The sequence below is a fragment of the Pseudomonas sp. KH_046_2 genome, from assembly GCF_057838985.1.
Genome location: NZ_CM174480.1, coordinates 2426654 through 2453178, shown reverse-complemented (window position 1 = coordinate 2453178; position 26525 = coordinate 2426654). Strand labels below are relative to the sequence as shown.

Genomic DNA, 26525 nt, shown 5'->3' with positions numbered 1-26525 from the left:
AGTGGGCGAACAAAAGCGCCAACTGCAAGGAAACGGTGGCGCTGAGCGCCTTGATTAACCTGGGCTGCGAAACCCGATCGCTGAATTTGCAGCGACCCGGTAACGATAGAGTCAGGGTCCAAGGCCCACAAGCCGGCGGACTCTGGCGTAGTTGTAGGCAACGACGCAAGGCGGTGTAGCCTCACTCCTGGTCCTACAACCTTCCCTGACATCCACAAATTCCTGTGGTGTGAGCCAAAGGATTGTCGTTGGTTGCAAGGCCGCCATCGCGAGCAAGGCTCAAGGCTGCAATGCCTGGGGCCCGGTGGCCTGTTCTTTCGGCGGCCCGCCGGTATCTTCGAGGGAGACTTTCTCGGCCACGAACTGCCAGTCCTTGTAGCTGGCCATGCCCTTGAAGTCCGCCCACTGGCTGGGGAAGTTCTCTTGCTTGAGCGGCTTCTGCTCGGACGGGCAGTACACACCGCTGATCCGCCCGTCGAAATCGCGCATCAGCTCCCACTCGCCACCTGTCATCGGCTCCGGGTACAACTGCCGCAGATGGTGCCTGGCCGTCGGGAAACGCTCGTCCTGCAACAGGTCCGTGAGTTCTTTCGGGTACTGGGCCATACCGGGCGAACTGCGGTAATAGCTGCGCAACGCCTGGGCATACTGCGTACCGGCCCAGAGCAATTGGTTTTCGCGATCCCGGCGCGAAGCGGTGGCCCACAACTCGCCGGCACTGGCCAGGCCCATGCCTATCACGACGACCAGAAACAGCACACCCAGGTAGGTAAAGCCACCCTGGTTCGAAGGTCTACCACTCGGAATACAGGCTGCCATCTCGCGCCCTCCCGCTGGCCCCACTCTTGATATCGGCCACCCCGCCCGCCACGCCATCCGGTGGCGCGACCAGGACCCAGGTGTCCTTGCGCTCGGAAATCGGGTCAAGCGGCTGGTTACGCAAGTAGCGCAGTTCGACCAGCTGTTCGATGGAATCGGGATATCGCCCGGTGTCCCCGTAATAGTGATCCAGTGCCTCGCGCATGGACGACAGGCTCTGGTGCAAGGTGGTCTCTTTGGAAGCCTCCAGGCTGCTGAAGTAGCGTGGCAAGGCGATCGTCATCAGGGTCGCGATGATTGCCAGGACCACCATCAATTCAATCAGGGTAAAACCCTTTTGCCGACGCATATGCTCACCACTCTCGGTAGGCGATGCCATTGAGACCCTTGCCGCGTGCCTTGGAGTAAACGTCAAAGACGTCCTGGCCCTCGCGGGGGTTCTCAGCCGAACTGTCATAGGAACGCAGGCCCCAGCCGCCCTCGTCGTCACGCTTGACGACTGCCAGCGGGTCACGGGGGATGCGCCGCAGGAAGTAGAACTTGGCGCCCTTGGGGCTGCGCGTGTCACGCACACCCTCGACCAGTACTTGCAGGTTCGGCGGGTAGCCGCTGCTGTCGAGCGATTTCTCGATGTAGCCGGCGTCGAAGGCTTGTTTGTAAGCGTCGATGGCATCGCGGATCTGGTACAGCGCGGTCCGCAGGTCCTGCTCTTTGCCCCGGCGCACCACGGTCTCGGTCAGCGGTGCGGCCATGCCGGCCAGCAGGCCGACCAGGGCGAGCGTCACCACGACTTCGACCAGGGTAAAACCGCGTTGCGAGGCGTTCATGATCAAGGCTTCCCAACGGTAACGGTGGTGGCGATCGGAGCGTTCATGGGGTTGGCCTGAACCGTCGTGCTCATCGAGCGGTCCGGTGCCTGGATGTGCATGCTGGTTTCGGTACCGGTCTGGAACTCCATGTCCGACGGGCTCTGGTACGGCAGGTTGCGCACAATCCGCGGAGTGATCGACAGCACCAGTTCGGATTTGATGACGTCGTCCCTGTTGCTGCCGAACAGGCGACCCAGGCCGGGAATGTCGCCAAGGCCGGGAATCTTGTTGCCGGTGGCGCCGTGGTCGTTGCGCACGAGCCCTGCGAGGATCTGGGTTTCGCCGTCATGCAGACGCAAGGTGGTCTGGGCGTTGCGGGTATCGACCTGGACCGGAATGGTGCCCTGAGCGGTCGGCGTCAGCGGCGTGGCGTTACTGACTTCCAGCGCGATCTTGATCGCCACTTCGTTGTTCAGGTGCACGATGGGCTGCACTTCGAGCTTCAGACCGACGTCGAGGTAGGTCACGCTTTCGGTGATCACCGGGCCCTGGGTCGAAGGCACCGAGGTGGCGCTGATGATCGGCACGCGCTGACCGATGTGGATGCGCGCCTGTTCGCGGTTGCTGACCCGAATCACGGGGCTGGCCAGGGTATTGATGTCCTTGTCCTGGGCATTGATCTTGGCCTGGGGCGATGGCGAGATCGTGATGCGGCCGGAGTTGATGCCCTTGAGCTGATCGAGAAGGGTCACCGCCGACCCGTCGCTGTTGACCACGCCGAAGGTGTTGGGCCATTGCAGGCCAAGGTCGAGAATGCGTTGACGGGCGACTTCCATCACTTCCACTTCCAGCACCACTTCCGGGTTGGACTGATCCTGCGATTGCAGGAGTTTTTCCGCCATGCGCACCGCGTCACCGGTATCGCGCATGGTCAGGGTGTTGAGGCGCTCGTCGACGAACACGTCGCGGGTCTTGAGCATGGTCTTGATCATGTTCAGCGCCGTGTTGGCATCGATGCTGGTCAGGTAGAAGGTGCGCATCACCAGTTCCTGGTAATCCTTGATCTTCTGCGGCGAGTCCGGGTAGATCAGCACGGTGTTTTCATTCACCACTTTCTGATGCAGCTGGTTCTGTTGCAGCAGCAGCTCCACGGCGTCTTCGATACGCACGTCACGTACGAAGATCGTGGCTTTCATGTCCGGGCGCAGGTCCTTGTCGAAGATGAAGTTCAGGCCGGCGACCTGGGACAGTACTTCGAAAATGGTCTTGAGGTTGGCATCGCGAAATTCCAGGGTCACCGGCCGGTCCAGGCGCGTACGTAACTGCGGGTACTGCACCACGTTGCGGCTCTGCACCAGGCGGATGCTGTCTTGCAGCTCCATGGCGCCGTCGTTCTTCGGGTCCAGTTCGAGAATCTGTTTGACCTGGCGGTCGGCACCGTAGATATCACCGCGACGCAGGTCGCCACGGGCCAGTTCGAGTTTCTCATCCATGCTGCGCAGATAGTCGAGCTGGCGCAGGGAATCCTGGGCACGACGGTTGTTCGGTTCGATGTTCAAGACCCGGCTGTAAGTCATGCGGGCTCCGGCGAAATTACGCTGGGTGCGGTCCATGTCGGCCTGGGCCAGCAGCGCCTTCACGGCGAGAGCCCGTCCGTTGTTGAGGGCCATGTGCAGTTCGGTATCGCGAGGGTTTTCGCGCAATCCCTCTTCGATGCGGGCCAGACCGGCTTCGTACTGGCCCGATTCGATCAGGGCGGAAGCTTCATCCCTGGCAACCTGCGCCGAACTGCATGCGGCCAGCCCTGCGCAAAGACAAAGGCTCATCAGCAAACGGGATTTGCTCATTCCGTACTCCCCACAGACAAAGTCTGCGCCAAATGCAGAGGCAGGTAGACCAGGCTCAGTTCCTTATTGGAAATCCGCTCGATCCGCCAGGTTTCGTCGATGACATCCCCTTTGCGCACGACGTATATTTTTTCGCCGCTCTGCAAGAACACCTGCAGATCGGAACGGTCATGCAGCCGGCCGACAAACTGGAAGGGCAAGGGTGGTGCTGTGGGGACTTGCACCACCGGAGTAACGACTACCGGTTGTTCAGTGACGGCACCAGGGGTCGGCGCCGCTATCCAGCTACGGGCGGCGAACAGGTCGCCTGCCGGGCTCAGGTCCTTGATCGGCGCTGGTGCAGCGGCGCTCGATGCAGCCGTCGATGCGCCAGGGGTCTTGCCCTTGGCCGGGGTAGCCACGGTGGCCACCGCAAGGTCGCTGTCGTCGGCCTGCTTGAAGTATTCGGGGAGCCAGGCGAGCGCTGCCGCTACACCGAAGAACGCCACCCAACCCGCCACTCGCTTGGTATTCATCATGACCTCGACAGGTAAAGGGTCATGCGGATCCGCCCGGTCAGGTCGGTATCGGCGATATTCTTGCGCGAAAGCTCCACATCCTCGAGCACCACCGCCGGCAACTGGCCGAGCAAGGCGTGCAGGAAACGTCGCAGTTGCGGATAGCTGCCACGTACCGGCAACAGAATCTGATAACGGGCCAGGTGCGTCTTGGGGTCCACGCCCAGGGAGTATTCACCCCGGGACAAGGTGATGCGTTCCTGGGCGGCCAGGGCGTAGATCTTGTCGATGGCCACAGTGGCCTGGGGCTGGGACGGCAACTTGCTGCGGAAATCGTCGAGCTGGCGCTGCGGCACCACCGGCGCGGCCACGCTGCCGTCTTCGACCTTGGCCAGGTACTCGGTGGCTTCGCGAGTCTGCTGGCTGAGGCTTTGCAGCGATTCCCAGTCCGGCAGCAGCCCCACCAGGCCATAGCTCAGCGCCAGCACCAACATGGCCATCCCTGCCAGCCCCGGAACGCCCAGGCCTTGCAGGTATTCGTGGACGATCAATTTATGGATTTGCATCGCCGATCTCCCAGGTGGCCGACAGGTTGAACTGCACCGGGTGTTCCGGCACGTTGGCGACAATTTCGTGGCTCAACAGCGACACGTCTGACAGCTCGTCGCTGGCTTCGAGGCGGCGGTGGAAATCGAGCATGGCGTCCAGGTCCAGCGCCTCGGCGCTGATCCGCACCTGGCCCTTGCGAGCGTCCGGGGTCAGGGTAAGCAGGGCGATGTTGTCCCGCGGCATGGCTTCGAGGGTGGCGAACAGGCGCTCCCAGGGGCGGCGCAACTGCTGGGAGACCTTGCGCATTTCCGCCAGGTTCTGCGCCTGCTCGCGAATTTGCGCCGGGGTCAGGCTGAGCTTGCTGCCGGTATCGCCGGTGAGCACCCGCTGGGTGGTTTGCAGGTGGCCTTGCTGCTGTTCGGCCTCGTTGCTCAGGTGCTGTTGCACCATCAGGCAAGTCAATGTCAGCACCACGCCACCGGCCAGCAGGCTCCAGCCCAAGGGGCCTGCACGGCGGCGCGGCTGAAAGTCGAGCATCAGGGGGCGCATGTCAGGCCACCGCCCGAGACATGAGGTACAGGCAATCGCGTACGGCTGTCCGGTCTTCTTCGAGGGTGCGCAGATGCACACCGGGCACGTCGGGAGGCGAATCGATGCGCGCCGGTGCATGCAGGTAGACATTCAACGGCCGTTCGCTGGTGGACGCTTGCAACTGGTTTTCACGACCGATCAGCGCGGTCAGCGCGGTATCGCTGTCGCTGCTGCCCACCGAACGCACCGAGGTCCAGCGCCCTTCCCGGGCCAGCAGCAACACGCTGCGTACCGGTTCGGCGACCACGAACAGGAAGTCCCCGGCCTCAAAGCTTTTATCGAAATGGTTGAACGCCGCCATCAGGTACGGCTGCACCGAACGCAGGCGCAAACCGCGAGCGCTGACCAGGGCGCGCAGGCGTTCGAGCAAGTCCTGTGGCAGTGCAGTGGCGATGCGGTCGTAACCGGCGGGCTCGGCCGAGAGCACCAGGCTCCAGGGCTGCATCGGGGCACCGTAGAGGTCTTCGAAACACAGTTGGGCGAAGCCCTGCAATTCGGCCGGGGTGCTGATCTGCTCACTCCAGGGCACCAGGCAATAGCGGCTGAAGTGCCCGGAAATCACTACGGTCAGTTCCGCCTTGGCAACGCTGTGTTCGCCGAGCAAACGGTCGAGAGTATCGAGGGCCACCGTCCAGGCCTGGAAGCCTTCGTCGATGTAGCCGACGCTGCCCAGCCAGTGGGTTGCAGCGCCTTGGCGTTGCCCCAGGCCAACACCGCTGGCGCCGAGCACGGCGACAAATTGCTCACGAGATAAAAGTGACACGGTTGATCTCCTCGAGCGTCGTCCGGCCTTGTTCCACCATCTCCAGCGCCGACTCGCGCAACAGGCGCAAGCCACGTTTGCAGGCGTGCGCCTTGATTTTCGAAATGGGCTGGCGCTCGACGATCATTTGCCGCAATTCGTCGTCCAGATGCAGCAATTCGGCAATCGCGCTACGCCCGCGATAACCGGTGCCCCGGCAATGCCCGCAGCCCTTGCCGTGGACGAACTGGTAGTGAGCGACCTTTTGCGGATCCAGCCCCGAGACCTCCAGCTCTTCTTGGGTCGGGCTGTAAGGGCTGCTGCAGTGGGTGCAGACCAGGCGGATCAAGCGCTGGGCCAGCACGGCATTGAGTGCCGAGACCAGGCTGTAGGGATCGATTTCCATCTGGGTGAATCGGCCGATCACGTCGAACACGTTGTTGGCGTGGATGGTGGTGAACACCAGGTGACCGGTGAGCGCCGATTGCACGGCGATCTGTGCAGTGTCCGGGTCGCGGATTTCACCGACCATGATCTTGTCCGGGTCATGGCGCAGGATCGAGCGCAGCCCCCGGGCGAAGGTCAGGCCTTTCTTCTCGTTGACAGGGATCTGCAGCACGCCCGGCAGCTGGTACTCCACCGGGTCTTCAATGGTGATGATCTTGTCCACGCCGTGGTTGATCTCGGTGATCATCGCGTACAGGGTGGTGGTCTTGCCGCTACCGGTCGGCCCGGTCACCAGCACCATGCCGTAGGGTTCGGCGGCCAGCCGGCGCAGCTGGCGCAGGGTTTCTTCTTCAAAGCCCAGGGCCTGCAACTGCACGCCGCAGACTTTGTCGGCGAGGTCCTGTTTGTCGAGAACCCGCAGCACCGCGTCTTCCCCGAAAATGCTCGGCATGATCGACACCCGGAAGTCGATCTGCCGGCCGCTGATGCCGATCTTGAAGCGGCCATCCTGGGGCACGCGTTTTTCGCCGATGTCCAGTTCGGCCATGACCTTGACCCGGGAAATCACTTGCTCGGCGAATTCGTTGCCCTGGATCTTGCTGATGTTATTGAGCACACCGTCGATCCGGTACTTGATCACCAGGCCGTTGCCGGTGGTGCCGAGGTGGATGTCGCTGGCGTGCATTTTCAGCGCGTCGTACAGGGTCGAGTTGACCAGTTTGACCACGACGCTGGAGTCTTCGCTGATGCTGGTCAGGGACAGGCTTTGCAGGTTATCGATTTCGGCGCCGGCGTCGCTCTGGGCGTTGAGCGACTCCACCGCATGGAAGCTTTCTTCGTGACGCGCCAGGTAGGCCTTGAGGTCATCGGCATGCACCAGGTACAGCGGCGCGCCCTGCAGGCATTCATCGATCCAGGCCAGGCGTGCACTGTCGAAGGGGTCGGCGAACACACCGATGACCGCATCGTTATGACGCAGCAGGATGAATTCACGCTTGAGGCATTGGGCAAGGGTCACCCGGTCGAACACCGGGGTGGAATTGAACAGGCTGTCGGTGTCGAGCACCGGGTAGTGCAGGGTTACGCCGAGGCATTGAATGAAAGGCATCGGAGCCAGTTCGCACAGTCCCCCCAGGGCGTCCAGCATCCGCTCGCCGGAACTGGTGGCCAGGGCTCGGGCCTGGGCCAGTTGTTCACTGCTGAAACGAGTCGGTGCACATTCCGGTTGCGCCGGTTCTACGGCAAGGGATAGACGGTCCATGGCTTGCTCTCCAACGCCCGGGGCTTTGGGCCCTGTCGGCGCGGCGAGCCATTCGGCGGAGGCCGGAACGTCTTGTCGCGCCACTACTCCCCGGTGAGCAATTGTTCGTCGTCTGGCGCCTTGGAGGCCGATGTACTTTTTCGGCGATCTGCCAACACCCAACTACCGTCGTACAACTGCAGCGGGAAACTCTCGGTCCTGCTCTGGCGTCGTTCGACAAAGCCTTCGCAAGTGCCCACCCCCGCTTTGGGTTCGCGCTTTACCCCTAGAAGATCAAGCACTGCACGGGCCAATTCCGCCAATGGAAACGGCTTGAACAGGATATGGCTGACGCCCAGTTGCCGGGCCCGCTCACAAACTTCCGCGGTGGGGTGCCCTGTGATCAGCACGAAATGACACTTCCTGTTCTGGCGGACGGTATCGAGCAGCTGAAAGCCTTCCATATCGGGCAAGCGGTAATCGAACACCATCACATCGGGCGCGAAATCGTCAGCTTCAGCGATTCCTTGCGCGCCGTCGTGGGCAATCCGGACTTCCAGTGCTTGCGCCTGCAGGTAACCCTGGAGGTTCTCCGCCAGCAACTGTTCGTCATCAACAACCAGTACTTTGTTTAACAAGGTGGACTCCTTGAAACCGCAGGTCCGGGTTTTGAACCTGACGGAGTGCGCGCCCTGACAGGACTAACGCACACTTCATGCCAGGCCGGGCGCCGGTAATTTTAGGACTTCATGTCCTTGAATTTAAAAAACAATGCCTTTTCGTACCGCAATTCCATCCCCCAAAAACGGGGAAAGCGACCTGATTGGCACTGAACTTTTCCCCCCACTGTTGGGGAAACCCCCTATTGATCGTCAATCCGTTCGATTCGATTCGATTGCGTGAGCGCAATGGCGCCGACGCCCTCATCCCGGTTAAGCGTAGCCCTGCGGTTTCGACAGTGGAAGCGTCTGCACCGGGTGGTATCGAGTTTCATGATCGGCCTCAGGTCACGGCGTGGCAGCAATGGGTTTATAGGGGGCGACCAGATAGAAACGCTGGTCCGGCAGATCCACCGTGACGATATGGGCACCGCTCAAGCCCAGGCGCCGGCCCGGACCAAAGCTCATCAGCGGCGTCAGCCCGGTATCGAAGTCACGCAGGCCTTCCAGGGCACTGACCAGCTTCTCGCGACTGGCATTGCGCCCGGCCTGCTTCATGCCTTCGCTGAGCAGCATCATCGAACTGAACGCGCCCACTTGCAGCACCGCGTGCTGGCCGCCGAGGCCCTGATGTTCGCGCAACTGGGTCAAGGCCAGGCGCCCGGCCAGGGTCCAGTCGCTGGGCACGAACGGAAAGGCCAGGAACACCCGCCGGGAAAATCCGCTGGGCACCTGCGTCAGATTGCCCGCCACCTGGTTCGAAGCGGCGAACAGGTAAGGCACCTGCCCCGCCGTTTGCAAGCGCTCGGCCAGACGACTGAAGCCGCTGCTGCTGCCCAGGTAAAACACCGAGCGCGACCCCAAGGGAAAATCATCCCCGGCCGGGTCATAGGCTTGCAGGCTCACCTTTTGCCAGGCGCGCCCCTGCAAGTACCTGCCGAGTTCCTGCGCCGCCAGCCGTTGGCCGGGTTCGTCCGGGTAGGCAATCAGCGTCGGCCCCTGAAGCACCCGCAGGCTGGCCCTGGCGTAGTCGGCCAGGGCGATCAATTGCTCGCGAAGGCCCGGCAGCGGTTCGAATATCTGCCGGCTGGTGTGGGGCGTGCCCTGCAAGGACAGCGGCCCGATCAGGGGAATGCCCGCCTGTTCCAGACGCACGGCGAAGCTCACGTCCAATGCCGGCGCCATCGGTGCGATCAGGGCAAACACCTGCTCTTCATCGATCAACCGGTCCAGCGCCTTTTCGGCACTGGCGCGGTCGACGCCGGGGTCGAGGATGGTCAGGCGCAATTGCCGGCCATGAATTCCGCCCGCCGCGTTGATGCGCGCCACGCAGCCGTTGAGCACCGCCGCCACCGTGATGCCCTCCTCGCCCAAGGGTCCGGAACCCGGCAACAACGTGCCCAGGTGCAGACTGTCGGGGGCCAGGCCCGGGTCGCCGTCTTCGGCCAGGCGCTTGAGGTACGCCGTGAGGTTGCGTTGATCGATCATCGACAACACGAACCGTGGCATCGTCGGATCGAGCCGATTGTTGCCCGGGTCGCGCCCCTCCTGCACCGCCCGCGCCAGGGTGATTTCGCTGTAGGCCGGATAACTGCGACCGTTGATGTGCTGCTGGCCATGGCTGTTGGCCAGTCGCGACCAGCGCAGGTCCGGCGGTCGCACCTCACCCTCCGGGCGCCCGTGGCCATCTTCGCCATGACAACTGGCGCACGGCAGGCGGGTGGCCGGCAGCATGCCCGCTGCGCCGACCCGGACCATGACCGGTTCGCCGCTGGCCGACACGCCTTCGTGGTACAAGCGTTTACCGGCACTTTCGCTGAGGCTCAGCGGCAGCGCCTGGGCGGTGAGCGCGAGGCTGCCGAAGAGCAGCAGGCCAAGGACGAGGGCAGTATTCATGGCCGTGGCTCAGCGACCGGCACGACCTGGCCAATGCGACCCCATACAAGGTCCATTTGCACCTTGTCGTCGGTAAGAAAAAACCAGTGGGGCCCATTGATGCCCTGTTTCAAGGTGCAAGCCTTGAGTACCGCCGGGGTGTTGCGCAGCGGATCACTGGTAAGGGAGATAAAGGTGCTGCCGTTCTGGTCCTGCAAGGGTGTGTCGGGGAAGCAGGTTTTCCTGTCGATGGCGCTCATGGCTGATGCTCCATGGCGATGGCGGTGTGCTTGGCGTGGGCGTTGCGTTCGCCTCTGAGCCTCTCGACGGCCCGGGCCAACTCCGTCGCTTCGGTGAGACCGTAGTAGCGGGTCCAGGAACGGTTGTTGCCGTCCCCCACCAGAATCATCGGCGAGTGGTTCTCGAAGCCACCGCTGTAGGCACCCAGGCCCTTGAGGGTGGCATCGACCGACTGCGGCGAACCGGTCAGCCAGCTCCAGCCCGGCCCCTTCTGGAAGGTGCGGGCGTAGTCGCTCAGGTGTTGGGGATCATCACGCTGCGGGTCGATGCTGATCGACACCAGTTGCACCTCGGTGCCGACCCGCGCGCCCAACTGTTTCTGCACCCTGCCCATGATCGAGGACACCACCGGGCAGACCGTGGTGCAATTGGTGTAGATGAAGCCCATGACCACGATCTTGTTGCTCACCAGGTCTTTTTCCAGGCTGACGACCTTGCCATCCTGGTCCAGCAGGGTCACATCGGCAAACCTGATCCGGGCGATCTCCGGGCTAGCGGTGCTGGCCGCCATGTCGTGCCCGGTGTGCTCGTCCGCCGAGTGAGCCAGCACCTGGTCGATACCGAAGGCCAACAGGCAGAACGTCAGCAGGCCGCGATGCGCGAATCGGTCCATGTCAGTTTCCTCTTGGTGGTGTATCGCCACTTCTCGACAAATCGACCGGAGCAATCCGCATGCCACAAAAAAATACGTTATTAATCAGTTTGTTATAATTACGACTTGATAGGTCGGGGGATTTACCCCACCCAATCCCCCCACTTTTTTGCCGGGGCCATCATTCCCCACTTTTGGGGAAAAATTCCCCGGGCTGTCGATCAAAGCGGCGCATCCGCGGGCAACCCCTGCAAACGCCGATACTGGTTCAGCACGCTGGGCACATAACGCTGGGTCTCGGCGAACGGCGGGACCACATTGCCCCGGCTGAGCACCGCTTGCGGGCCGGCGTTATAGGCCGCCACGGCGAGGCGGATATCGTTGTCGAACATCGTCATCAGGCGCTTGAGATAGCGGGCGCCGCCCTGGATGTTGGCCTTGGGGTCGTAGACATTGGTCACACCCATTTCGCGGGCGGTGCCGGGCATCAACTGCATCAGCCCGCGAGCGCCCTTGGGTGAGGTGGCACGGGCGTTGTAGGCGGATTCGGTCTTGATCACTGCGTGCAACAACGCCGCCGGCAGTTCGTTGGCCGTGGCCGCCGCCGCCACCAGCTCGGCATAGGGTTGCGCGGCGATCATCTGCGGTTGCTGATCGAGACTGACCACCGCCGCATCGGGCTCACGAATCACCCGTTCATAGTGGCGTCCGGGGCGGTGGACATTGGACAGGACGTAGCTGCCATTGGCGTCCACGGAGACAAACACATCGGCCTGTGCGGCGCCGGCCAATGCAAGGAGACCCAGCAACCCGGTGGTGAGTGTTTTCATTGTTATACCTCCCCTTCCCGGCCCCGAAAATTGGGGGAATTGCCCCAATGGCCAGTCGTGCACCAGCCATACGCAAGCACTGTGCCGTAAGCGAGAAAGCCCGTAGTACGGGGGGTGCGCAAGGGTCAGCAATCGTGAGCATGGCAATTGCATGCAATTACATGGCAACTCTGCTGCCGACTGTTATGAGGTCATCATGAATCAGCGACTGTGTTATGCCCGGCGAACCCAAAGCGGGTTCACCTTGCTCGAACTGTTGGTGGTGCTGGTGGTACTGGGGCTGTTGGCCGGCATCGTGGCGCCGAAGTATTTCGCCCAACTGGGCCGCTCCGAAGTCAAAGTGGCCAAGGCGCAGATAGAAGGCTTGAGCAAGGCCCTGGACCTTTACCGCCTGGAGGTCGGCCATTACCCGTCCACCGAACAAGGCTTGCAGGCGCTGGTCACCCCCCCCGCCGACGAACCGCGCTGGACCGGCCCGTACCTGCAGAAAAAACTCCCGCAAGACCCCTGGGGCCACAACTACGCCTATCGCTATCCCGGTGAAAACAGCGAGTACGACCTGTTGTCCATGGGCAAGGACGGGCAGCCCGGTGGCGAAGGCGAGAACGCCGAAGTCACCAACTGGAACTGACGGGAATGGCGACCATGCGCTTTCACCTCAAGGCCGTTGGCAAGTCCGGTGTGGTCTCGATGACCGTCGAGGCACCGGGGCACAGCGAAGCCAGGCGCATCGCCGAAGACCAGGGCCTGCGGGTGGTCAGCCTGCACGCCGAGCGACATTGGCGCGCGTTGCGCCTGCACAGGCGCGAGACGTTCAACCTGGTGTTGTTCAGCCAGGAACTGACCACCCTGCTCAACGCCGGCCTGCCGTTGATCGATGCGCTGGAAAGCCTGGCGGAAAAGGAAAACGCGCCACAGGCCCGCAAGACCTTGAACGAGTTGGTCCGCCTGCTTTACGAGGGCAAATCGTTTTCCCAGGCCTTGAGCCAGCTGTCGGCGGTTTTCCCGCCGCTGTACGTGGCGCTGGTCCAGTCCAGCGAGAAGACTGGCGCCGTGGGCGATGCCCTGGGCCGCTATGTCAGCTATCGCCAGCGCATGGACGAGGTTCGCCAGAAGATCATCAGCGCTTCGATCTACCCCTTGCTGTTGCTGGTGGTGGGCGGTGGCGTGGTTTTGTTTCTGATGGGGTATGTCGTACCGCGCTTCAGCCTGGTGTTTGAAGGACTGGGGTCGAACCTGCCGTGGATGTCGCAGATCCTGATGAGCAGCGGCATGTTCCTGCACGCCCACCAGGGTGAATTCTTCGGGGGCTTGCTGGCAATCATCGTCGCCCTCACCCTGCTCCAGCGCCAGCCGGTGTTTCGTCGGGGGCTGGACCGCCTGATCGAAAAACTCCCCGCGGTGCACCAGCGCATCTTCATGTATGAGCTGGCGCGCTTCTACCGTTCGCTGGGGATTCTGCTGCAAGGCGGCATCCCTCTGGTCACCGCCATGGGCATGGTCCGTGGCCTGCTTACCGTCGCTTCCCGCACGCGCCTGGACCAGGCCTGCGACCGGGTGCGCGAGGGGCAATCACTGTCTGCCGCGCTGGAGCTCAATCACCTGGTGACCCCCGTGTCCCTGCGCCTGCTGCGCGCCGGCGAACAGTCCGGCAACCTCGGGCAGATGATGGAGCGCAGCGCCGACTTCTACGACGAAGAAATCAGCCGCTGGATCGAATGGTTCGTGCGGCTGTTCGAACCTCTGCTCATGACCTTCATCGGCCTGTTGATCGGGGTGATCGTGATCCTGATGTACATCCCGATTTTCGAACTGGCCTCGAGCATTCACTGACCCTTTGGAGCTGCCCCTTTAGAAGCGGGTCCGGCTGTACGTCGTATTCTTTTTCAACGTTCCAGTCGAATAAATCGGTTCGTTGAACTGTTCATCTAGTTCCCACGGGAAAAAAGCAGCACATTGCAATGTTCATCAACGTTCCAATCTGAATAAAAAGACGGAGAACGACATGCTCATCAATAAGCTTTTACTGGCGGTAGCTATTGGCGCGGTTCTGTCGGCGTCTACCGTATTGATTCCGGACAGCCTGTCCGGAGTTTCCAGTGCTCAGGCCAAGGATGGGGGTAGTGGCGGCGGTGGTGGTGGTAGCGGTGGTGGCGGCGGCAGTGGAGGCGGCGGCGGTGGTAGCGGTGGTGGCGGCGGCAGTGGAGGCGGCGGCAGCGGCAGTGGAGGCGGCGGCAGCGGCAGTGGAGGCGGCGGCAGCGGCAGTGGAGGCGGCGGCAGCGGTGGTGGTGGCAGCGGCGGCGGCGGCGGTAGTCACGGTGGAAGCGGCAGTGGTGGCAACAGCGGCAGCGGCCATAGTGGCGACCATGGCAGCAACAGTGGCCATGGCAGTGCCAACAGCGGTTCGAGTCACTCCGGAACGGCCTCGTCCTCAGGACGCAGCGGCACCCATGATGAGCCCGGGGATGACCATGGCGTCCATGCCAATGGCGAGCCCGGCGATGACCGAGGTGTCCATGCCAATGGCGAGCCTGGCGATGACCGTGGCGTCCATGCCAATGGCGAGCCCGGGGATGACCGTGGTGTCCATGCCGAGCCCGGTGATGACAAAAGGAGCTGATTCCCATACAACACAAATATCCTGTGGGAGCGAGCTTGCTTGCTCCCACAGTGGCCAATGTGAGTCAGGCTATCCGCCGCTCTACAACCCACCCTCAGACTGATCCAGTTCCTCGCGCAAAAACTCAACCAGCGCCTGCACCGGCCGCGAACTCTGCCGGTGTTGCGGGTAGACCGCCGACAACGTCAGCGGCTCCGGCCGCAAATCCTCCAGCACCTCCACCAGCCGTCCATCCTTCAACGCCGAGCCGACAATGAACGTCGGCAGATACGTAATCCCCAGCCCGGCGATCGCCGCATCCTTGAGCAGTTCACCGTTGTTGACCCGCATCCGCCCGCTGACATTGACGCTCAATGGCTTGCCCTGCCCCGCAAACCGCCATTGCACCTGTCGACCATGGCCGTATGGCAGGCAGTCGTGACCGTGCAAGTCCTCTGGCTTGAGCGGTGTGCCGCGCTCGGTCAGGTACGCCGGGCTTGCGCAGTACACCCGCTCAATGGAGGCAATGCGTCGGGCTATCAGTGTCGAGTCTTCCAGTGTGCCGATGCGCAGCGCCAGGTCGTAGCCCTCACCGAGCAAATCCACGGGCCGATCGCTCAAATCCATCTCCACCGTCACGTCGCGATAGCGCTGCAAAAACACCGGCAACAGGCAGCCCAGATGCGCCAGTGCGAACGACAGCGGCGCACTCACCCGAATGGTCCCCCGTGGCTCGGTGGTCTGGCCGGCGATGCCCTGCTCCACTTGCTCGACTTCGCTGAGCAGGCGCAAGGCTGACTCGTAATAGCTCTGCCCCAGCGGCGTGACGTCCAGGCGCCGGGTCGAGCGATTGAGCAAGCGCACACCCAGACGCTCTTCGAGTTGCATCAAGCGGCGGCTGACAAACTGCTTGGACAACCCCAGTTGATCGGCGGCGGCCGTGAAGCTGCCGGAGTCCATCACCTGGCAAAAAATACGCATATCTTCGAAGGGGTTCATTGTCACTTCCCGGTGGACAGTCAAACACTTTATAGCCGCTTTTTCCCTGCCTGGCACACCATTAATCTTCGTTCACCGCACTGAAATCACCTTCCCCGAAGGATCTGCGATCTGTTTGCCGCAAGCATTTAAATGGAGTTTCCCCATGTCCTTGCTCCTTGAGCATTTGCTTTCCCTGAGCACCCTGCTGCTGGCCATCGACGCCCTGCTCTGGCACCTCGCGCCATTCAAGCATCGGGTGAGCCGGGTCGGTGTGCGCCTGGCGCTGTTTGTGCTGTTCAGCGCGGTGCTCATCAACGCCGGCGTCAGCCCGTTGCAGGCGCCGTTGTTTGCCGATGATCGCGTGGCGCAGCTCGGGGCCACGGCGCTGGGGATTCTCTGGTGGCTGTACGCCGCGCGGGTGCTCACCGAAGTGATCGGCCTGGCCCTGATGCGGCGTATCGGCCACAGCGGCCGGCTGTTGCAGGATGTCATCGGCGCACTGGTGTTCCTGATAGCCGTGGTGGCCGCCGCCGGCTACGTGCTGGAGTTGCCGGTGAAAGGTTTGCTGGCGACCTCCGGCGTCGTCGCCATCGTGGTGGGCCTGGCATTGCAAAGCACCTTGAGCGACGTGTTCTCCGGCATCGTGCTCAACACCACCAAGCCGTACCAGGTCGATGACCGGGTTTCCATCGACGGTATTGAAGGCAAGGTGCTGGACATCGACTGGCGTGCCACCCACCTGCTGACCAGCGCCGGCAGCACGGCGGTGGTGCCGAACTCGGTGGCCGCCAAGGCAAAGATCGTCAACCTCAGCCGCCCGTTCAATATGCACGGCGTGTCGATCAGCATTCAGGTGCCCAACCACATCCGCCCGCGTCGGGTACTCGATGCCCTGGACCGCACCCTTCAGGGCAGCAGCAGCCTGCTGCTCGATCCGGCGCCGAAAGCCGTGCTCAAGGAAGCCGGCGAAACCATGTCCGAGTACGTGGCCAGCGGCTTCATCGCCGATTTGGCCAAAAAAGGTGAAGTGCGCAATCAACTGTTCGACCTGGCCCATCGGCACCTCGAAGCGGCAGGCATTTCCCGGCAACCCGATGGCGTGATCGAGCCGTCGACACGCGCACGGGCCTTGCTCGATGAAGTGAAAATCTTCCGTTCCCTGAGCGCCGAGGAACGTGATCGCCTGGCCCAGAACATGGTGGCGCAGCAATACGCGGCCGGTGAGGTGGTGCTGGATCTGGAGGAAGTACCGGACAGCCTGTTCGTCATCGCCACCGGCGTGGTCAGCGCCACCATCCCCGACGGCAACACGCAGATCGAAGCCGGGCGCATGGGGCCGAGCGAAGTCATGGGCGAACAGAGCATCCTCGCCGACACCCCGTCCCAGGCACGGTTCACAGCCATGACCTCAAGCATCATCTACCGCCTCGACAAATCCCTGACCCGCAGTTGCATGACGCAACGACGGGAAGTCGACCGGGCGTTGAACAAGCTGCAGGCGGTGCGCCAGCAGAACAGCCGGATGGCGTTGATGGCCAAGCCGGTGGTGGTCAGGAAAGGTGGGTTTTTGAGTTGGTTGCAGAGTCGCTGAAATGGACTGTGCAAAAACTGTGGGAGCGAGCCTGCTCGCGAAGGCGGTGTGTCAGACGACATCAATGTCACTGATACTCCCTCTTCGCGAGCAGGCTCGCTCCCACAAGGTCAGATCTTACTTGGCGGTGAACTTGGTGTAGCTGTTGATCAGGTTGCGATAGTTCGGCAGGCGCTCGGACAGCAGGTTGGCCAGGCCTTCCATGTCGTTGCGCCAGTCGCCTTGCAGCTCGCAGGCCACGGAGAACCAGTTCAGCAGGTGCGCACCGGCGGCCGACATGCGTGCCCAGGCCGCTTGTTGCACGGTGGTGTTGAAGGTGCCGGAAGCGTCGGTCACCACAAACACCTCAAAGCCCTCGGCAATGGCCGACAGGGTCGGGAACGCCACGCACACGTCGGTCACCACACCGGCGATGATCAGTTGCTTGCGACCGGTGGCCTTGATTGCCTTGACGAAGTCTTCGTTGTCCCAGGCGTTGATCTGGCCCGGGCGTGCAATGAACGGCGCGTCCGGGAACTGCGCCTTGAGCTCCGGCACGATCGGGCCGTTCGGACCGCTGTCGAAACTGGTGGTGAGGATGGTCGGCAGCTTGAAGAACTTGGCGATGTCGCCCAGCGCCAGCACGTTGTTCTTGAACTCGTTGGGCGAGAAATCCTGTACCAGCGAGATCAGGCCGGTCTGGTGGTCGACCAGCAATACCACGGCATCGTCTTTGTTCAGGCGTTTGTACGGAACGTTGCTCATTGGAAACTCCTAGATGGATGGTTGTTGCAGTCAGCGCCGACCTGTTGGGCCGGCGCTTTTTTAAAAGAGTCAGAAGGCAAAACACGAGCAGCCAAAGGCGCCCCAGAAACCGGCGAAATCGCTGACCGGCGCGTTCGACAGACGCGCCCGTTCATGACTGTGGGAATGCACCGCGCACGGGCCGCTGCAATGGTGAACCTGGGCCTGCATCGGCGACGTCGGGCGCCAGTGGCCCGGCACCTTCACCACCGGCGACCAGTCCGGCAGCACCGGCACGCTGGCCGGACCGAGCTTCTCGAAGTCACCGGCGCCGTACACCACCTTGCCGCCGACCACGGTCAACACCGACTCGATCCACTTGATCGCCTCTTCATCGACGCTGAAGAAATCCGCGCTGAGGGCCGCGACGTCGGCCAGTTGCCCGACCTTGATCTGGCCCTTCTTGCCTTGCTCCGACGAGAACCAGGCGCTGCCGTGGGTGAACAGCTCCAGCGCAGTCAGGCGTGAAAGGCCTTCGGCGTGCAACTCCATGCCGCCTACGGTGCGGCCGCTGACCATCCAGTACAGCGAGGTCCACGGGTTGTAGCTCGACACCCGCGTCGCGTCGGTACCGGCGCCCACCGGTACGCCCTCGGCCAGCATGCGTTTGATCGGCGGCGTGGCTTCAGCCGCTTTGGCGCCGTAACGCTCGACGAAGTACTCACCCTGGAACGCCATGCGATCCTGAATCGCGATGCCGCCGCCCAGCGCCCTCACCCGCTCGATGTTCTGCGGGGTGATGGTTTCGGCATGGTCGAAGAACCACGGCAAGCCGTTGAACGGAATGTCGCGGTTGACCTTCTCGAACACGTCGAGCATGCGGCTGATGGATTCGTTGTAGGTGGCGTGCAAACGGAACGGCCAGCGTTGCTCGACGAGGTGGCGCACCACCGGCTCCAGTTCGGCTTCCATGGTTTGCGGCAGGTCCGGGCGCGGTTCGAGGAAGTCTTCGAAATCCGCTGCCGAGAACACCAGCATTTCACCGGCGCCGTTGTGCCGCAGGAAATCGTCGCCCTGGTGCAGCTTCACGCTGCCGGTCCAGTTCTTGAAGTCGGTCAACTCTTCCCTGGGCTTCTGGGTGAACAGGTTGTAGGCGATGCGCACGGTCAGTTGCTCGTCCTTCGCCAACTGTTCGATCACCTGGTAATCGTCCGGGTAATTCTGGAAACCGCCGCCGGCATCGATGGCACTGGTCAGACCCAGGCGATTGAGTTCGCGCATGAACTGACGGGTCGAGTTGACCTGATACTCCAGCGGCAGCTTCGGCCCCTTGGCCAGGGTCGAGTACAGAATCATCGCGTTGGGCCGCGCCACCAGCATGCCGGTCGGCTCGCCATTGGCGTCACGCACGATCTCGCCACCCGGCGGGTTCGGCGTGTCGCGGGTGTAACCGGCGACGCGCAACGCGGCGCGGTTGAGCAAGGCGCGGTCGTACAGGTGCAGCACGAACACCGGCGTGTCCGGCGCTGCCTGATTGAGCTCCGCCAGGGTCGGCATGCGCTTTTCGGCGAACTGGAATTCGTTCCAGCCACCGACCACCCGCACCCACTGCGGCGTCGGCGTACGGTCGGCCTGCTCCTTGAGCATGCGCAAGGCATCGGCCAGTGACGGCACGCCTTCCCAACGCAATTCGAGGTTGTAGTTCAAGCCGCCACGGATCAGGTGCAAGTGCGAGTCGTTGAGCCCGGGGATCACGCAGCGTCCCTTGAGGTCGATCACCTGGGTGTTCGAGCCACGCAGGGCCATGGCTTGAGCATCGCTGCCGACCGCGACAAAACGCCCGTCGCTGATCGCCACGGCGCTGGCGAGCGGTTTTTCGCGGTCAACGGTATGGAATTGACCATTGAACAGAATCAGATCGGCGTTCATCACGGTTCCTCGTGCAATGTTGAGGGAGACAGCCAGGGCGCGAACAGGCGCGTCGCCATGGGCATGAAGATGTAAACCACCGACAGCACGATGGTCAGGGTGATCAGGAACGTGGCCACCACGTAATTGGAAAGAAATGCGTTGAGCCGTAGCAGCGGCCCCCAGAGCAGCGGCACCAGCAAGGTGTGCGGCAGGATCACCAGCAGCGTCACCACGGCCTGCTTCCAGCGCGGCGGTGGCGTACCGGCTTCGGCCTGGGGCGAGAACCAGAACTCGTTGACCGGATTGACCTCGGTCTGATCGCCATCGGCCAGCATCGGCGCGGCTTCGTCGACCAGTTCCTGACGCTGCGGCGAATCGAGCCAGCGCTGCATTGCCTCGGTCGAGCAAAAGCGCAGCACACTGGTGTAAGTATCGAGGCCGGCGTTCTTGCCGCGCACCACGTCCACACCCAGGTGCCCGACGTTCTGCGCGGCCACCTTGACGATGTTGCGCAACCAGGCTTCATAAGGCACTTCGAAACCGGCCTTGACCCGGTGCTTGACGACCAGGGTCACCACCTCATCAGGCCCGGGACTTGCCGGCTCACGGCGATTGGAATCAGACATAACGCAAGGCTCCGGCGAAACGGACATTGAGCGCCAGCCGTCCCGGCCCGGCGATGAAAAGGCTGGTGAACACGATCAACAACAGCCAGCCGAACTGGCCTTCGAAGAACGTCCACTGCGGGTGCACGACCAACATCGACACCCACAGCAAAAACAGAATAGGCAAACACGCCAGACGCGCCAGCAACCCGGCGACGATCAGCAGCGGGCACACCACCTCGGCGAAAATCGCCAGCAGCAGCGTCAGGTTCGCGCCAAGGTGGAAAGGGTCTTCGATGTTTTGCAACTCGGCGCTGTAGTGAAACAGCTTGGGTAAACCGTGCACCCACAACAGGAACAACCCGCCGCTGACCCGCAGGAACAGCAGCCCCCAGTCTTGCACCCGATCATCGCGTCGCGAAGCGTCCATGGCCTACCCGCACAAATGAAAAACCACCGGCGTCGATGCGCCGGGACTGGATTCGATAGTGCCGGGACGGGGGGAGGAAAAATTGAATGTACGTGCTCTGTTTGCGGGAAGACCGAGATCGACCAAACGACATAGAACCCTGTGGGAGCGAGCTTGCTCGCTCCCACAGGGTTACTTGTTGCTGGCTGCTACTCGGTTAGCCTTGCGGGTCGAGATTATCCAGCGCCCGATTCACCGCCAGCTCACCCAACATGATGATCTGCGCAATCCCCAGCAGCGCATTGCGATGAGGGCTTTGCAGAAACCCCGCTAGGTCACTGGCCATGATGCTGGCCGAGGCCAGGGATTCGCAGGCGTGGGCCAATAGCGTTTCGGTTTTGATGTCGAGGGCGATGACAAACATCGTGCTGGGGTTGCGCGGTAGAGCCGGATCTTTTGGGGGATTGGGGGTGGGTTTGCACATGGTCAAGCTCCTTGATCAATGGAGCCGCCACAAGTCGCTGCTAAACGAACTGGGTGGCGGCTGTACGCGGGTTAGCAGACCAGGGATCAAGGAACCCGGCGCACCGAAGTGCCCCACGCACAGCCACCAAATTGCAGACCGAAATGATCTTGAGGTGACACTGGCGAGCCTTGAAATTTACCGAGCTGCTAAACCCGATCGCTGAATGGGCAGCGACGCGCAGAACGTTAGAGATCAGGGCCAAGACGCACAAGCCGGCGGATTCTGGCGTAGTTGTAGGCAACGACGCAAGGCGGTGTGGCTTTCAGGAATAGAGGCTGACGGCTTTTGAACAGGCATGTCAGAACACTGCATATTCCTGTGGGAGCGAGCTTGCTCGCGATGGCGGCATTACATTCGGCACTGGTGTTGACTGATCCACCGCTATCGCGAGCAGGCTCGCTCCTACAGTTGGGCTGGGTACTTTCGAAAGATATTGATCGGCTGGCAGGCCGCCATCGCGGGCAAGCCCGCTCCCACAGGTGCTGAGTACATCTGCAAGTAATTGGTCGGCTATCAGGCCGTCATCGCGGGCAAGCCCGCTCCTACAGAAGAGCAAAGGCAGTTCGGCGTACACCTTCGCTCTTCACCACTCAACAGGCCGAGTGTTAGCTCGCCTGCAGCTCTTGATCTTTATCCACCCGCCCCCTCGGAAGGCTGAGCGGAGGTGTTCATCCGGGGATTGGCGCGCAGCGCCGTTCGACGCAGTCGAACTCATTGCATGTAGGTCGAAGCGAAGCCGACCGGAGGGCAATGCCCCCGGATGAATGCCGCAGCGAAGGAACCCCGAGCCTTAGCGAGGGGCCGTACGTTCGGGGCGAGCGTTTTTTGGGTTACTTTTTTTAGGCGCTTGTAAAAAAAGTGACTCGCCGTAAGGGCCAGCCCTTTCAAGGTCTTCGTTTAAACTCCCCCAAAACTCCAGTCAGGGTGACGAAAACGATGTGGGCAGAAGTTCTAGCACGGTTTGAAAAAAAGACACCGGCCAGTGTCATGACCAAGTTGATACTGGAGCAGGCTGTTCCTGCCGAATGGGTTGATCAGGTGTTCGAAGAACACCGTCAACGCCAATACCCGCGTGAGCTTTTGTTTTCGACCATCGTTGAACTGATGTCCCTTGTTTCATTGGGTTTGCGCCCTTCCTTGCATGCCGCTGCCCGCCAGATGGATGACCTACCGGTTACCTTGGCGGCGCTCTATGACAAGGTCAGTCGCACAGAGCCTGCATTGCTGCGGGCGTTGGTCACAGGGAGCGCTGAGCGCCTGACCCCGACGATAGAGGAGTTGGGTTGTCCCGCCATTTTGCCTGGCTGGCAATTGCGCATTGTCGACGGTAACCACCTGCCTTCTACCGAAAAACGCTTGGGGGCTTTGCGCCGGGAACGAGGTGCGGCCCGGCCAGGGTTTTCAGTCGTGGTCTACGACCCGGACCTGGATCAGATCGTCGACTTGCAACCTTGCGAGGATGCCTACGCGAGTGAACGCGTCAGCGTGCTGCCGTTGTTGGCCCGCGCTACTAAGGGTCAGCTGTGGATGGCCGATCGGCTGTATTGCACGCTGCCCGTCATGCAAGCCTGCGAGGAAACGCAGGCTTCGTTCATTATTCGCCAGCCAAGCAAACATCCACGGTTGATGGAGGAAGGCAGCTGGCAAGAACCTGTGGCGGTTGAATCCGGCACGGTGCGCGAGCAAATCATCGAACTCAAAGGTGGTCATCGCTGGCGCCGAGTTGAACTGACCCTGCAAACACCTACCGAATCAGGCGACTGCGTGATGTGGTTCTGGAGCAACTTGCCCGACACCATCAGCGCCGTGCAAATCGCCGATTTATATCGTCGTCGCTGGAGTATCGAAGGGATGTTCCAACGCCTGGAATCGGTGCTGGACAGTGAAATCGAAAGCCTTGGCGCTCCCCGGGCGGCCTTGCTGGGTTTTGCTTCGGCGATCTTGGCCTACAACGTCCTGGCAGTGCTCAAACGTAGCGTGGAACAGGCTCATCGCGAGACATTGCCTGAAGGTTGGGAGGCTTCGATCTTCCATCTGACCGTGCAAGTGCGTAGCGGTTACGAGGGCATGCAGATCGCGTTACCCTCAGATTACCTGCCCCTTCAAACGACCCTGGAAACGCTGGCAATGCGACTGTTGGCGCTGGCCAGGAATATCAAGCCCAAGCAAGTGGCCAAAAGCATACGCGGTCCCAAAATCGCCAAACCCAAGGAGTGGCTGGACGGCAAAGCTGCGCATGCTCATGTGTCGACCGATCGGGTGCTTAAGGCCCATAAAGGGAAAACACCTTGAAAGGGCTGGCTGTAAGAGCGGAACCATAAGCGGCCGTTACCGCAGAAACGGATATGTACTCAATCAACCAAGAACCTGGTCGGCCCAGAGGCCGCCAAGGTCAAAGAAAACCTAAGAAACATCCAAAGCCAAAGACATGAACTGACCGATCCGCGACCGCAACCACCGCTCCGCCGGATCATTGTCATGCACCCCGCTCCAGGCCATCGACAACTGCGCCGCCTCAATCTCGAACGGCGGATCCTCGGCCCGCAAACCACACCCCTCGACCAACGCACACGCCGCATAATCCGGCACGGTGGCAATCATCTCGGTCCCGGCGAGCAACGCCCGCAACCCACTGAACTGCGGCACCCCCAGCACCACACGACGACTACGCCCGACCTTCGCCAGATCCAGATCGATATTGCCGCTCAAGTCCCCCGAGAACGACACCATCGCATGGGGCCGCTCACAGTACTCATCCAGGGTCAGCACCCCCGGCCGGGTGTCGCCACGCAGCACCTTGCAGGGAATATCGCGCAGCTTCTTGCGCTTGGCATTGGCCGGCAGATCCGTGGTGTAACTCACGCCCACCGAGATTTCCCCCGACGCCAGCAGCGTCGGCATCAACAGGTAATTGGCCCGCCGCACGACCACGACGATGCCCGGTGCTTCCTCTTGCAACTGACGCAGCAACGGCGGAAACAAACCGAACTCGGCATCGTCCGACAGCCCGATACGAAACACATCGCAACTGGTCGCCGGATCGAATTCCTTGGCCCGGCTGACCGCGCCGGAAATGGTGTCCATCGCCGGTTGCAACTCCTTGAGAATCGCCAGCGCCCGCGCCGTCGGTTCCATGCCGCGACCGTTGCGCAGCAGCAAGGGATCGTCGAACAGATCGCGCAATCGCCCCAGCGCGGCACTCACCGCCGGTTGGCCCATGAACAGTTTCTCGGCGACGCGGGTCAGGTTCTTTTCGAACATCAGGGCTTCGAAAATCACCAGCAGGTTCATGTCGACGCGACGCAGATCGTTACGGTTCATAGGCACGGTTCCCTTGTGTGTTCGGCCAGGCGCGGGGATGAGGATTGTGTCTGACTTTACTCAAGACTTCCCGCGATGTACGAGGAATTAACAACGATTAACTCGCAAGCCAGAGCCTTCGGGTCCAAGAATGAAGCCTACCGACACGGACATTCGCTATGGCTCACGTTCAGCAAAATGCCGCTCCCGCGTCATTCACGCCGGAGTCAAAGAAAAGCACCGGCGGCCTCAGCCCGCAGCGAGAAAAACTGGTCAAACAACTGATCCTCGAGCGTCTGGGCGATAGCCTGGAAGTCACCGAGCTGGCACAGGCCTGCGCCCTGTCGCGCAGTCACTTCTCGCGGGCGTTCAAGTGCAGCACCGGCCTCTCGCCACAGGACTGGATTCGCCAGCAGCGCATTGCCCTGGCCAAGCAATTGATTCAGTACACCAACCTGAGCCTCACACAGATCAGCCTCGAATGCGGCTTCTGCGATCAGGCGCATTTCTGCCATATCTTCACCCGCAGTGAAGGCATCAATCCGTTTGCCTGGCGCTGTCAGGTGGTGCATGGCCTTAAAAGCAAAAGATCGCAGGCTTCGCCAGCGATCTTTTGATCTGGCTTTTTAACCTTTCAAGAACGCCAACAGGTCAGCATTGAGCTGATCCTTGTGGGTGTCCGTCAAACCGTGCGGGGCGCCCGGGTAAATCTTCAGGGTCGAGCCCTTCACCAGCCTGGCGGAGGAGATACCCGCCGCTTCGTACGGCACGACCTGATCCGCGTCGCCATGCACCACCAGGGTCGGCACGTCGAACTTCTTCAAGTCTTCGGTGAAGTCGGTTTCCGAGAATGCCTTGATGCAGTCATAGGCGTTCTTGTGGCCGGCCATCATGCCCTGCATCCAGAACCAGTCGATCATGCCCTGGGACGGTTTCGCGTCGGGTTTGTTGAAGCCGAAGAACGGGCCGCTGGCGAGGTCGATGTACAGCTGCGAGCGGTCGGCCAGCGAGGCCTGGCGAATGCCATCGAATACTTCCAGCGGCAGGCCGCCGGGGTTGGCTTCGGTCTTGAGCATCAGCGGCGGCACCGCGGAAATCAGCCCGGCCTTGGCCACGCGCCCGGTGCCGTGGCGACCGATGTAACGCGCCACCTCGCCACCGCCGGTGGAGAAGCCGAACAGCACGGCGTTTTGCAGATCGAGCAGTTCGATCAACTGCGCCAGATCGTCGGCGTAATGGTCCATGTCATTGCCCGACCACGGCTGGCTGGAGCGCCCATGACCGCGACGGTCGTGGGCGATGACCCGGTAGCCCTTGGAGGCCAGGAAGATCATCTGCGATTCCCAGCTGTCGGCGTTCAGCGGCCAGCCGTGACTGAAGACAACCGGCTGACCGGTGCCCCAGTCCTTGTAGTAAATCTCGACGCCGTCGCGGGTAGTAAAGGTGCTCATGGGTGATGCCTCCTTAACGAGGGTTGGGGGGGTGAATCAAACCGGTATCAGGCTCATGCGATCGGCCAGGCGCGCCACTCGCTCGCCCAGGTGCGCGGCGGTGCAGCGATCCTCGGGCGGAGGGGCATCGTCGGGGGATTGCTCGACATTCGACTGGGCCATGGCGCCCAGTGAGCTGCCCAAACGATTGAGTTGGCCGTTGAACGCGCCGGTGCTGGAGCGTGCCGGCAGCAGGTCGAGGCCGACCCAGATCATCGAGTGCTGCGCGGCGAACACCGCCATCTGCAGCAAGGTGTTGAGCTTGTCGCCGCACAGGCAGCCGGAATTGGTGAAGCCCGCCGCGAGTTTGTCGCGCCAGGGCTGGGTCAGGTAGAAGGTCGCCGTGGCCTCCATGAAAGCCTTGAAGGCCGCCGAGGCGCTGCCCATGTAGGTCGGCGCGCCGAAGATGATGGCGTCGGCGTTGTGCAGCCGCGCCCAGTGCTCGTCCACTTCCTCGACCGGGATCAACTGGCAGGTGCTGCCCAGGTGCCGTTCCACGCCCGCGGCCACGGCTTCGGCCATGACCAGGGTGTGCCCGTAGCCACTGTGATAGACCACCACGTTGCTCATTGCTCTGTCCTTGCGATTGGTGA

Annotated in this window: 28 protein-coding genes and 1 pseudogene; 6 read left to right on the top strand and 23 right to left on the bottom strand. The window is 61.9% G+C overall.

From position 1 onward, the window contains the following. Positions 1–279 precede the first annotated feature (279 nt). The 14 genes and pseudogenes from AC3IX1_RS11150 to AC3IX1_RS11085 form a co-directional block, all read right to left on the bottom strand. Entirely contained in the window at positions 280–819 is a 540-nt protein-coding gene (locus AC3IX1_RS11150) for a type II secretion system protein (RefSeq protein ID WP_489388206.1), read from the bottom strand. Next, positions 794–1168, bottom strand: coding sequence for a type II secretion system protein (locus AC3IX1_RS11145; RefSeq protein ID WP_489388205.1), 375 nt, complete (start codon positions 1166–1168; stop codon positions 794–796). Before AC3IX1_RS11145 ends, AC3IX1_RS11150 begins: the two co-directional genes overlap by 26 nt. 4 nt (positions 1169–1172) lie before the next feature. Further along, complete coding sequence (locus tag AC3IX1_RS11140) at positions 1173–1646, bottom strand: type II secretion system protein (RefSeq protein WP_489388204.1); 474 nt, start codon at positions 1644–1646, stop codon at positions 1173–1175. 2 nt (positions 1647–1648) lie between these two features. Continuing rightward, positions 1649–3475 (bottom strand): secretin N-terminal domain-containing protein, encoded by a 1827-nt coding sequence (locus AC3IX1_RS11135; RefSeq protein WP_489388203.1) that lies wholly within the window; start codon positions 3473–3475, stop codon positions 1649–1651. Then, entirely contained in the window at positions 3472–3990 is a 519-nt protein-coding gene (locus tag AC3IX1_RS11130) for a hypothetical protein (protein WP_489388202.1), read from the bottom strand. The genes AC3IX1_RS11135 and AC3IX1_RS11130 overlap by 4 nt, the downstream gene beginning before the upstream one ends. Continuing rightward, positions 3990–4538: a type II secretion system protein M gene (locus tag AC3IX1_RS11125; protein WP_223448902.1), complete on the bottom strand. Its 549-nt coding sequence runs from the start codon at positions 4536–4538 to the stop codon at positions 3990–3992. The genes AC3IX1_RS11130 and AC3IX1_RS11125 overlap by 1 nt, the downstream gene beginning before the upstream one ends. Further along, positions 4525–5070 carry a PilN domain-containing protein gene (locus AC3IX1_RS11120; RefSeq protein WP_489388201.1) on the bottom strand — a complete coding sequence of 182 codons (546 nt, stop codon included), beginning with the start codon at positions 5068–5070 and terminating at the stop codon, positions 4525–4527. Before AC3IX1_RS11120 ends, AC3IX1_RS11125 begins: the two co-directional genes overlap by 14 nt. Before the next feature lies 1 nt (position 5071). Next, positions 5072–5875, bottom strand: a complete 804-nt coding sequence (locus tag AC3IX1_RS11115) for a hypothetical protein (RefSeq protein WP_489388200.1) — start codon at positions 5873–5875, stop codon at positions 5072–5074. Then, complete coding sequence (locus tag AC3IX1_RS11110) at positions 5856–7562, bottom strand: GspE/PulE family protein (protein ID WP_489388199.1); 1707 nt, start codon at positions 7560–7562, stop codon at positions 5856–5858. Before AC3IX1_RS11110 ends, AC3IX1_RS11115 begins: the two co-directional genes overlap by 20 nt. An 83-nt stretch (positions 7563–7645) precedes the next feature. Then, positions 7646–8179 (bottom strand): response regulator, encoded by a 534-nt coding sequence (locus AC3IX1_RS11105; RefSeq protein WP_489388198.1) that lies wholly within the window; start codon positions 8177–8179, stop codon positions 7646–7648. Between the two features lie 369 nt (positions 8180–8548). Next, complete coding sequence (locus tag AC3IX1_RS11100) at positions 8549–10096, bottom strand: cytochrome c/ABC transporter substrate-binding protein (RefSeq protein WP_489388197.1); 1548 nt, start codon at positions 10094–10096, stop codon at positions 8549–8551. 8 nt (positions 10097–10104) lie between these two features. After that, positions 10105–10323 (bottom strand): annotated as a pseudogene (locus AC3IX1_RS11095) (hypothetical protein); the annotation flags it as partial. 8 nt (positions 10324–10331) lie between these two features. Beyond that, positions 10332–10988: an SCO family protein gene (locus tag AC3IX1_RS11090; protein WP_489388196.1), complete on the bottom strand. Its 657-nt coding sequence runs from the start codon at positions 10986–10988 to the stop codon at positions 10332–10334. A gap of 200 nt (positions 10989–11188) precedes the next feature. Continuing rightward, positions 11189–11797: a lytic transglycosylase domain-containing protein gene (locus AC3IX1_RS11085; protein WP_489388195.1), complete on the bottom strand. Its 609-nt coding sequence runs from the start codon at positions 11795–11797 to the stop codon at positions 11189–11191. Between the two features lie 196 nt (positions 11798–11993). On the opposite strand from AC3IX1_RS11085, the gene gspG reads away from it, so the two are divergent. From gspG to AC3IX1_RS11070, 3 genes are all read left to right on the top strand, one after another. Next, entirely contained in the window at positions 11994–12428 is a 435-nt protein-coding gene (gene gspG, locus AC3IX1_RS11080) for a type II secretion system major pseudopilin GspG (protein ID WP_489388194.1), read from the top strand. A gap of 14 nt (positions 12429–12442) precedes the next feature. Beyond that, complete coding sequence (locus tag AC3IX1_RS11075; protein WP_489388193.1) at positions 12443–13630, top strand: type II secretion system F family protein; 1188 nt, start codon at positions 12443–12445, stop codon at positions 13628–13630. Positions 13631–13802: 172 nt separating this feature from the next. Further along, the gene (locus tag AC3IX1_RS11070) at positions 13803–14417 is read left to right on the top strand and encodes a hypothetical protein (protein ID WP_489388192.1); all 615 of its coding nucleotides are present in this window, start codon (positions 13803–13805) and stop codon (positions 14415–14417) included. 81 nt (positions 14418–14498) lie between these two features. On the opposite strand, the gene AC3IX1_RS11065 is transcribed toward AC3IX1_RS11070, so the two are convergent. After that, positions 14499–15395, bottom strand: a complete 897-nt coding sequence (locus tag AC3IX1_RS11065) for a LysR family transcriptional regulator (RefSeq protein WP_223440920.1) — start codon at positions 15393–15395, stop codon at positions 14499–14501. A 145-nt stretch (positions 15396–15540) separates the two neighbouring features. Here AC3IX1_RS11065 and AC3IX1_RS11060 point away from each other — a divergent pair, with 145 nt between their 5' ends. Next, positions 15541–16968: a mechanosensitive ion channel domain-containing protein gene (locus AC3IX1_RS11060; RefSeq protein WP_489388191.1), complete on the top strand. Its 1428-nt coding sequence runs from the start codon at positions 15541–15543 to the stop codon at positions 16966–16968. Between the two features lie 117 nt (positions 16969–17085). On the opposite strand, the gene ycaC is transcribed toward AC3IX1_RS11060, so the two are convergent. The 5 genes from ycaC to AC3IX1_RS11035 all read right to left on the bottom strand — a co-directional run bounded on the left by ycaC (position 17086) and on the right by AC3IX1_RS11035 (position 21100). Continuing rightward, positions 17086–17712, bottom strand: a complete 627-nt coding sequence (ycaC, locus tag AC3IX1_RS11055; RefSeq protein WP_095942850.1) for an isochorismate family cysteine hydrolase YcaC — start codon at positions 17710–17712, stop codon at positions 17086–17088. A gap of 69 nt (positions 17713–17781) precedes the next feature. Beyond that, the gene (locus tag AC3IX1_RS11050) at positions 17782–19620 is read right to left on the bottom strand and encodes an amidohydrolase (RefSeq protein WP_489388190.1); all 1839 of its coding nucleotides are present in this window, start codon (positions 19618–19620) and stop codon (positions 17782–17784) included. After that, on the bottom strand, positions 19620–20228 hold the full coding sequence (locus tag AC3IX1_RS11045) for an antibiotic biosynthesis monooxygenase (protein ID WP_489388189.1): 609 nt from the start codon (positions 20226–20228) through the stop codon (positions 19620–19622). Before AC3IX1_RS11045 ends, AC3IX1_RS11050 begins: the two co-directional genes overlap by 1 nt. Continuing rightward, positions 20221–20637 carry a DoxX family protein gene (locus AC3IX1_RS11040; RefSeq protein ID WP_489388188.1) on the bottom strand — a complete coding sequence of 139 codons (417 nt, stop codon included), beginning with the start codon at positions 20635–20637 and terminating at the stop codon, positions 20221–20223. The genes AC3IX1_RS11045 and AC3IX1_RS11040 overlap by 8 nt, the downstream gene beginning before the upstream one ends. Positions 20638–20833: 196 nt before the next feature. Further along, entirely contained in the window at positions 20834–21100 is a 267-nt protein-coding gene (locus AC3IX1_RS11035; RefSeq protein WP_489388187.1) for a DUF6124 family protein, read from the bottom strand. Between the two features lie 1029 nt (positions 21101–22129). Here AC3IX1_RS11035 and AC3IX1_RS11030 point away from each other — a divergent pair. Beyond that, entirely contained in the window at positions 22130–23434 is a 1305-nt protein-coding gene (locus tag AC3IX1_RS11030) for an IS4 family transposase (RefSeq protein ID WP_489385590.1), read from the top strand. A gap of 111 nt (positions 23435–23545) precedes the next feature. Here the strand turns inward: AC3IX1_RS11030 and AC3IX1_RS11025 are convergent, their stop codons facing one another. After that, positions 23546–24463 carry a LysR family transcriptional regulator gene (locus AC3IX1_RS11025; protein ID WP_489388186.1) on the bottom strand — a complete coding sequence of 306 codons (918 nt, stop codon included), beginning with the start codon at positions 24461–24463 and terminating at the stop codon, positions 23546–23548. 158 nt (positions 24464–24621) lie between these two features. Here AC3IX1_RS11025 and AC3IX1_RS11020 point away from each other — a divergent pair, with 158 nt between their 5' ends. Further along, positions 24622–25059 carry a helix-turn-helix domain-containing protein gene (locus AC3IX1_RS11020; protein ID WP_489388185.1) on the top strand — a complete coding sequence of 146 codons (438 nt, stop codon included), beginning with the start codon at positions 24622–24624 and terminating at the stop codon, positions 25057–25059. A 9-nt stretch (positions 25060–25068) separates the two neighbouring features. Here the strand turns inward: AC3IX1_RS11020 and AC3IX1_RS11015 are convergent, their stop codons facing one another. Together AC3IX1_RS11015 and AC3IX1_RS11010 are read right to left on the bottom strand one after the other, a co-directional pair. Beyond that, complete coding sequence (locus AC3IX1_RS11015; protein ID WP_489388184.1) at positions 25069–25893, bottom strand: alpha/beta fold hydrolase; 825 nt, start codon at positions 25891–25893, stop codon at positions 25069–25071. A 36-nt stretch (positions 25894–25929) separates the two neighbouring features. Further along, on the bottom strand, positions 25930–26502 hold the full coding sequence (locus tag AC3IX1_RS11010; protein ID WP_489388183.1) for a flavodoxin family protein: 573 nt from the start codon (positions 26500–26502) through the stop codon (positions 25930–25932). Positions 26503–26525: the final 23 nt, after the last annotated feature.

What these genes read in the sequence shown, in the direction of transcription:
- AC3IX1_RS11150 (WP_489388206.1), bottom strand. Translation starts at nt 819, where the DNA reads ATGGCAGCCTGTATTCCGAGTGGTAGACCTTCGAACCAGGGTGGCTTT.
- AC3IX1_RS11145 (WP_489388205.1), bottom strand. Translation starts at nt 1,168, where the DNA reads ATGCGTCGGCAAAAGGGTTTTACCCTGATTGAATTGATGGTGGTCCTG.
- AC3IX1_RS11140 (WP_489388204.1), bottom strand. Translation starts at nt 1,646, where the DNA reads ATGAACGCCTCGCAACGCGGTTTTACCCTGGTCGAAGTCGTGGTGACG.
- AC3IX1_RS11135 (WP_489388203.1), bottom strand. Translation starts at nt 3,475, where the DNA reads ATGAGCAAATCCCGTTTGCTGATGAGCCTTTGTCTTTGCGCAGGGCTG.
- AC3IX1_RS11130 (WP_489388202.1), bottom strand. Translation starts at nt 3,990, where the DNA reads ATGAATACCAAGCGAGTGGCGGGTTGGGTGGCGTTCTTCGGTGTAGCG.
- AC3IX1_RS11125 (WP_223448902.1), bottom strand. Translation starts at nt 4,538, where the DNA reads ATGCAAATCCATAAATTGATCGTCCACGAATACCTGCAAGGCCTGGGC.
- AC3IX1_RS11120 (WP_489388201.1), bottom strand. Translation starts at nt 5,070, where the DNA reads ATGCGCCCCCTGATGCTCGACTTTCAGCCGCGCCGCCGTGCAGGCCCC.
- AC3IX1_RS11110 (WP_489388199.1), bottom strand. Translation starts at nt 7,562, where the DNA reads ATGGACCGTCTATCCCTTGCCGTAGAACCGGCGCAACCGGAATGTGCA.
- AC3IX1_RS11100 (WP_489388197.1), bottom strand. Translation starts at nt 10,096, where the DNA reads ATGAATACTGCCCTCGTCCTTGGCCTGCTGCTCTTCGGCAGCCTCGCG.
- AC3IX1_RS11090 (WP_489388196.1), bottom strand. Translation starts at nt 10,988, where the DNA reads ATGGACCGATTCGCGCATCGCGGCCTGCTGACGTTCTGCCTGTTGGCC.
- AC3IX1_RS11085 (WP_489388195.1), bottom strand. Translation starts at nt 11,797, where the DNA reads ATGAAAACACTCACCACCGGGTTGCTGGGTCTCCTTGCATTGGCCGGC.
- gspG (WP_489388194.1), top strand. Translation starts at nt 11,994, where the DNA reads ATGAATCAGCGACTGTGTTATGCCCGGCGAACCCAAAGCGGGTTCACC.
- AC3IX1_RS11075 (WP_489388193.1), top strand. Translation starts at nt 12,443, where the DNA reads ATGCGCTTTCACCTCAAGGCCGTTGGCAAGTCCGGTGTGGTCTCGATG.
- AC3IX1_RS11070 (WP_489388192.1), top strand. Translation starts at nt 13,803, where the DNA reads ATGCTCATCAATAAGCTTTTACTGGCGGTAGCTATTGGCGCGGTTCTG.
- AC3IX1_RS11065 (WP_223440920.1), bottom strand. Translation starts at nt 15,395, where the DNA reads ATGAACCCCTTCGAAGATATGCGTATTTTTTGCCAGGTGATGGACTCC.
- AC3IX1_RS11060 (WP_489388191.1), top strand. Translation starts at nt 15,541, where the DNA reads ATGTCCTTGCTCCTTGAGCATTTGCTTTCCCTGAGCACCCTGCTGCTG.
- ycaC (WP_095942850.1), bottom strand. Translation starts at nt 17,712, where the DNA reads ATGAGCAACGTTCCGTACAAACGCCTGAACAAAGACGATGCCGTGGTA.
- AC3IX1_RS11050 (WP_489388190.1), bottom strand. Translation starts at nt 19,620, where the DNA reads ATGAACGCCGATCTGATTCTGTTCAATGGTCAATTCCATACCGTTGAC.
- AC3IX1_RS11045 (WP_489388189.1), bottom strand. Translation starts at nt 20,228, where the DNA reads ATGTCTGATTCCAATCGCCGTGAGCCGGCAAGTCCCGGGCCTGATGAG.
- AC3IX1_RS11040 (WP_489388188.1), bottom strand. Translation starts at nt 20,637, where the DNA reads ATGGACGCTTCGCGACGCGATGATCGGGTGCAAGACTGGGGGCTGCTG.
- AC3IX1_RS11035 (WP_489388187.1), bottom strand. Translation starts at nt 21,100, where the DNA reads ATGTGCAAACCCACCCCCAATCCCCCAAAAGATCCGGCTCTACCGCGC.
- AC3IX1_RS11030 (WP_489385590.1), top strand. Translation starts at nt 22,130, where the DNA reads ATGACCAAGTTGATACTGGAGCAGGCTGTTCCTGCCGAATGGGTTGAT.
- AC3IX1_RS11025 (WP_489388186.1), bottom strand. Translation starts at nt 24,463, where the DNA reads ATGAACCGTAACGATCTGCGTCGCGTCGACATGAACCTGCTGGTGATT.
- AC3IX1_RS11020 (WP_489388185.1), top strand. Translation starts at nt 24,622, where the DNA reads ATGGCTCACGTTCAGCAAAATGCCGCTCCCGCGTCATTCACGCCGGAG.
- AC3IX1_RS11015 (WP_489388184.1), bottom strand. Translation starts at nt 25,893, where the DNA reads ATGAGCACCTTTACTACCCGCGACGGCGTCGAGATTTACTACAAGGAC.
- AC3IX1_RS11010 (WP_489388183.1), bottom strand. Translation starts at nt 26,502, where the DNA reads ATGAGCAACGTGGTGGTCTATCACAGTGGCTACGGGCACACCCTGGTC.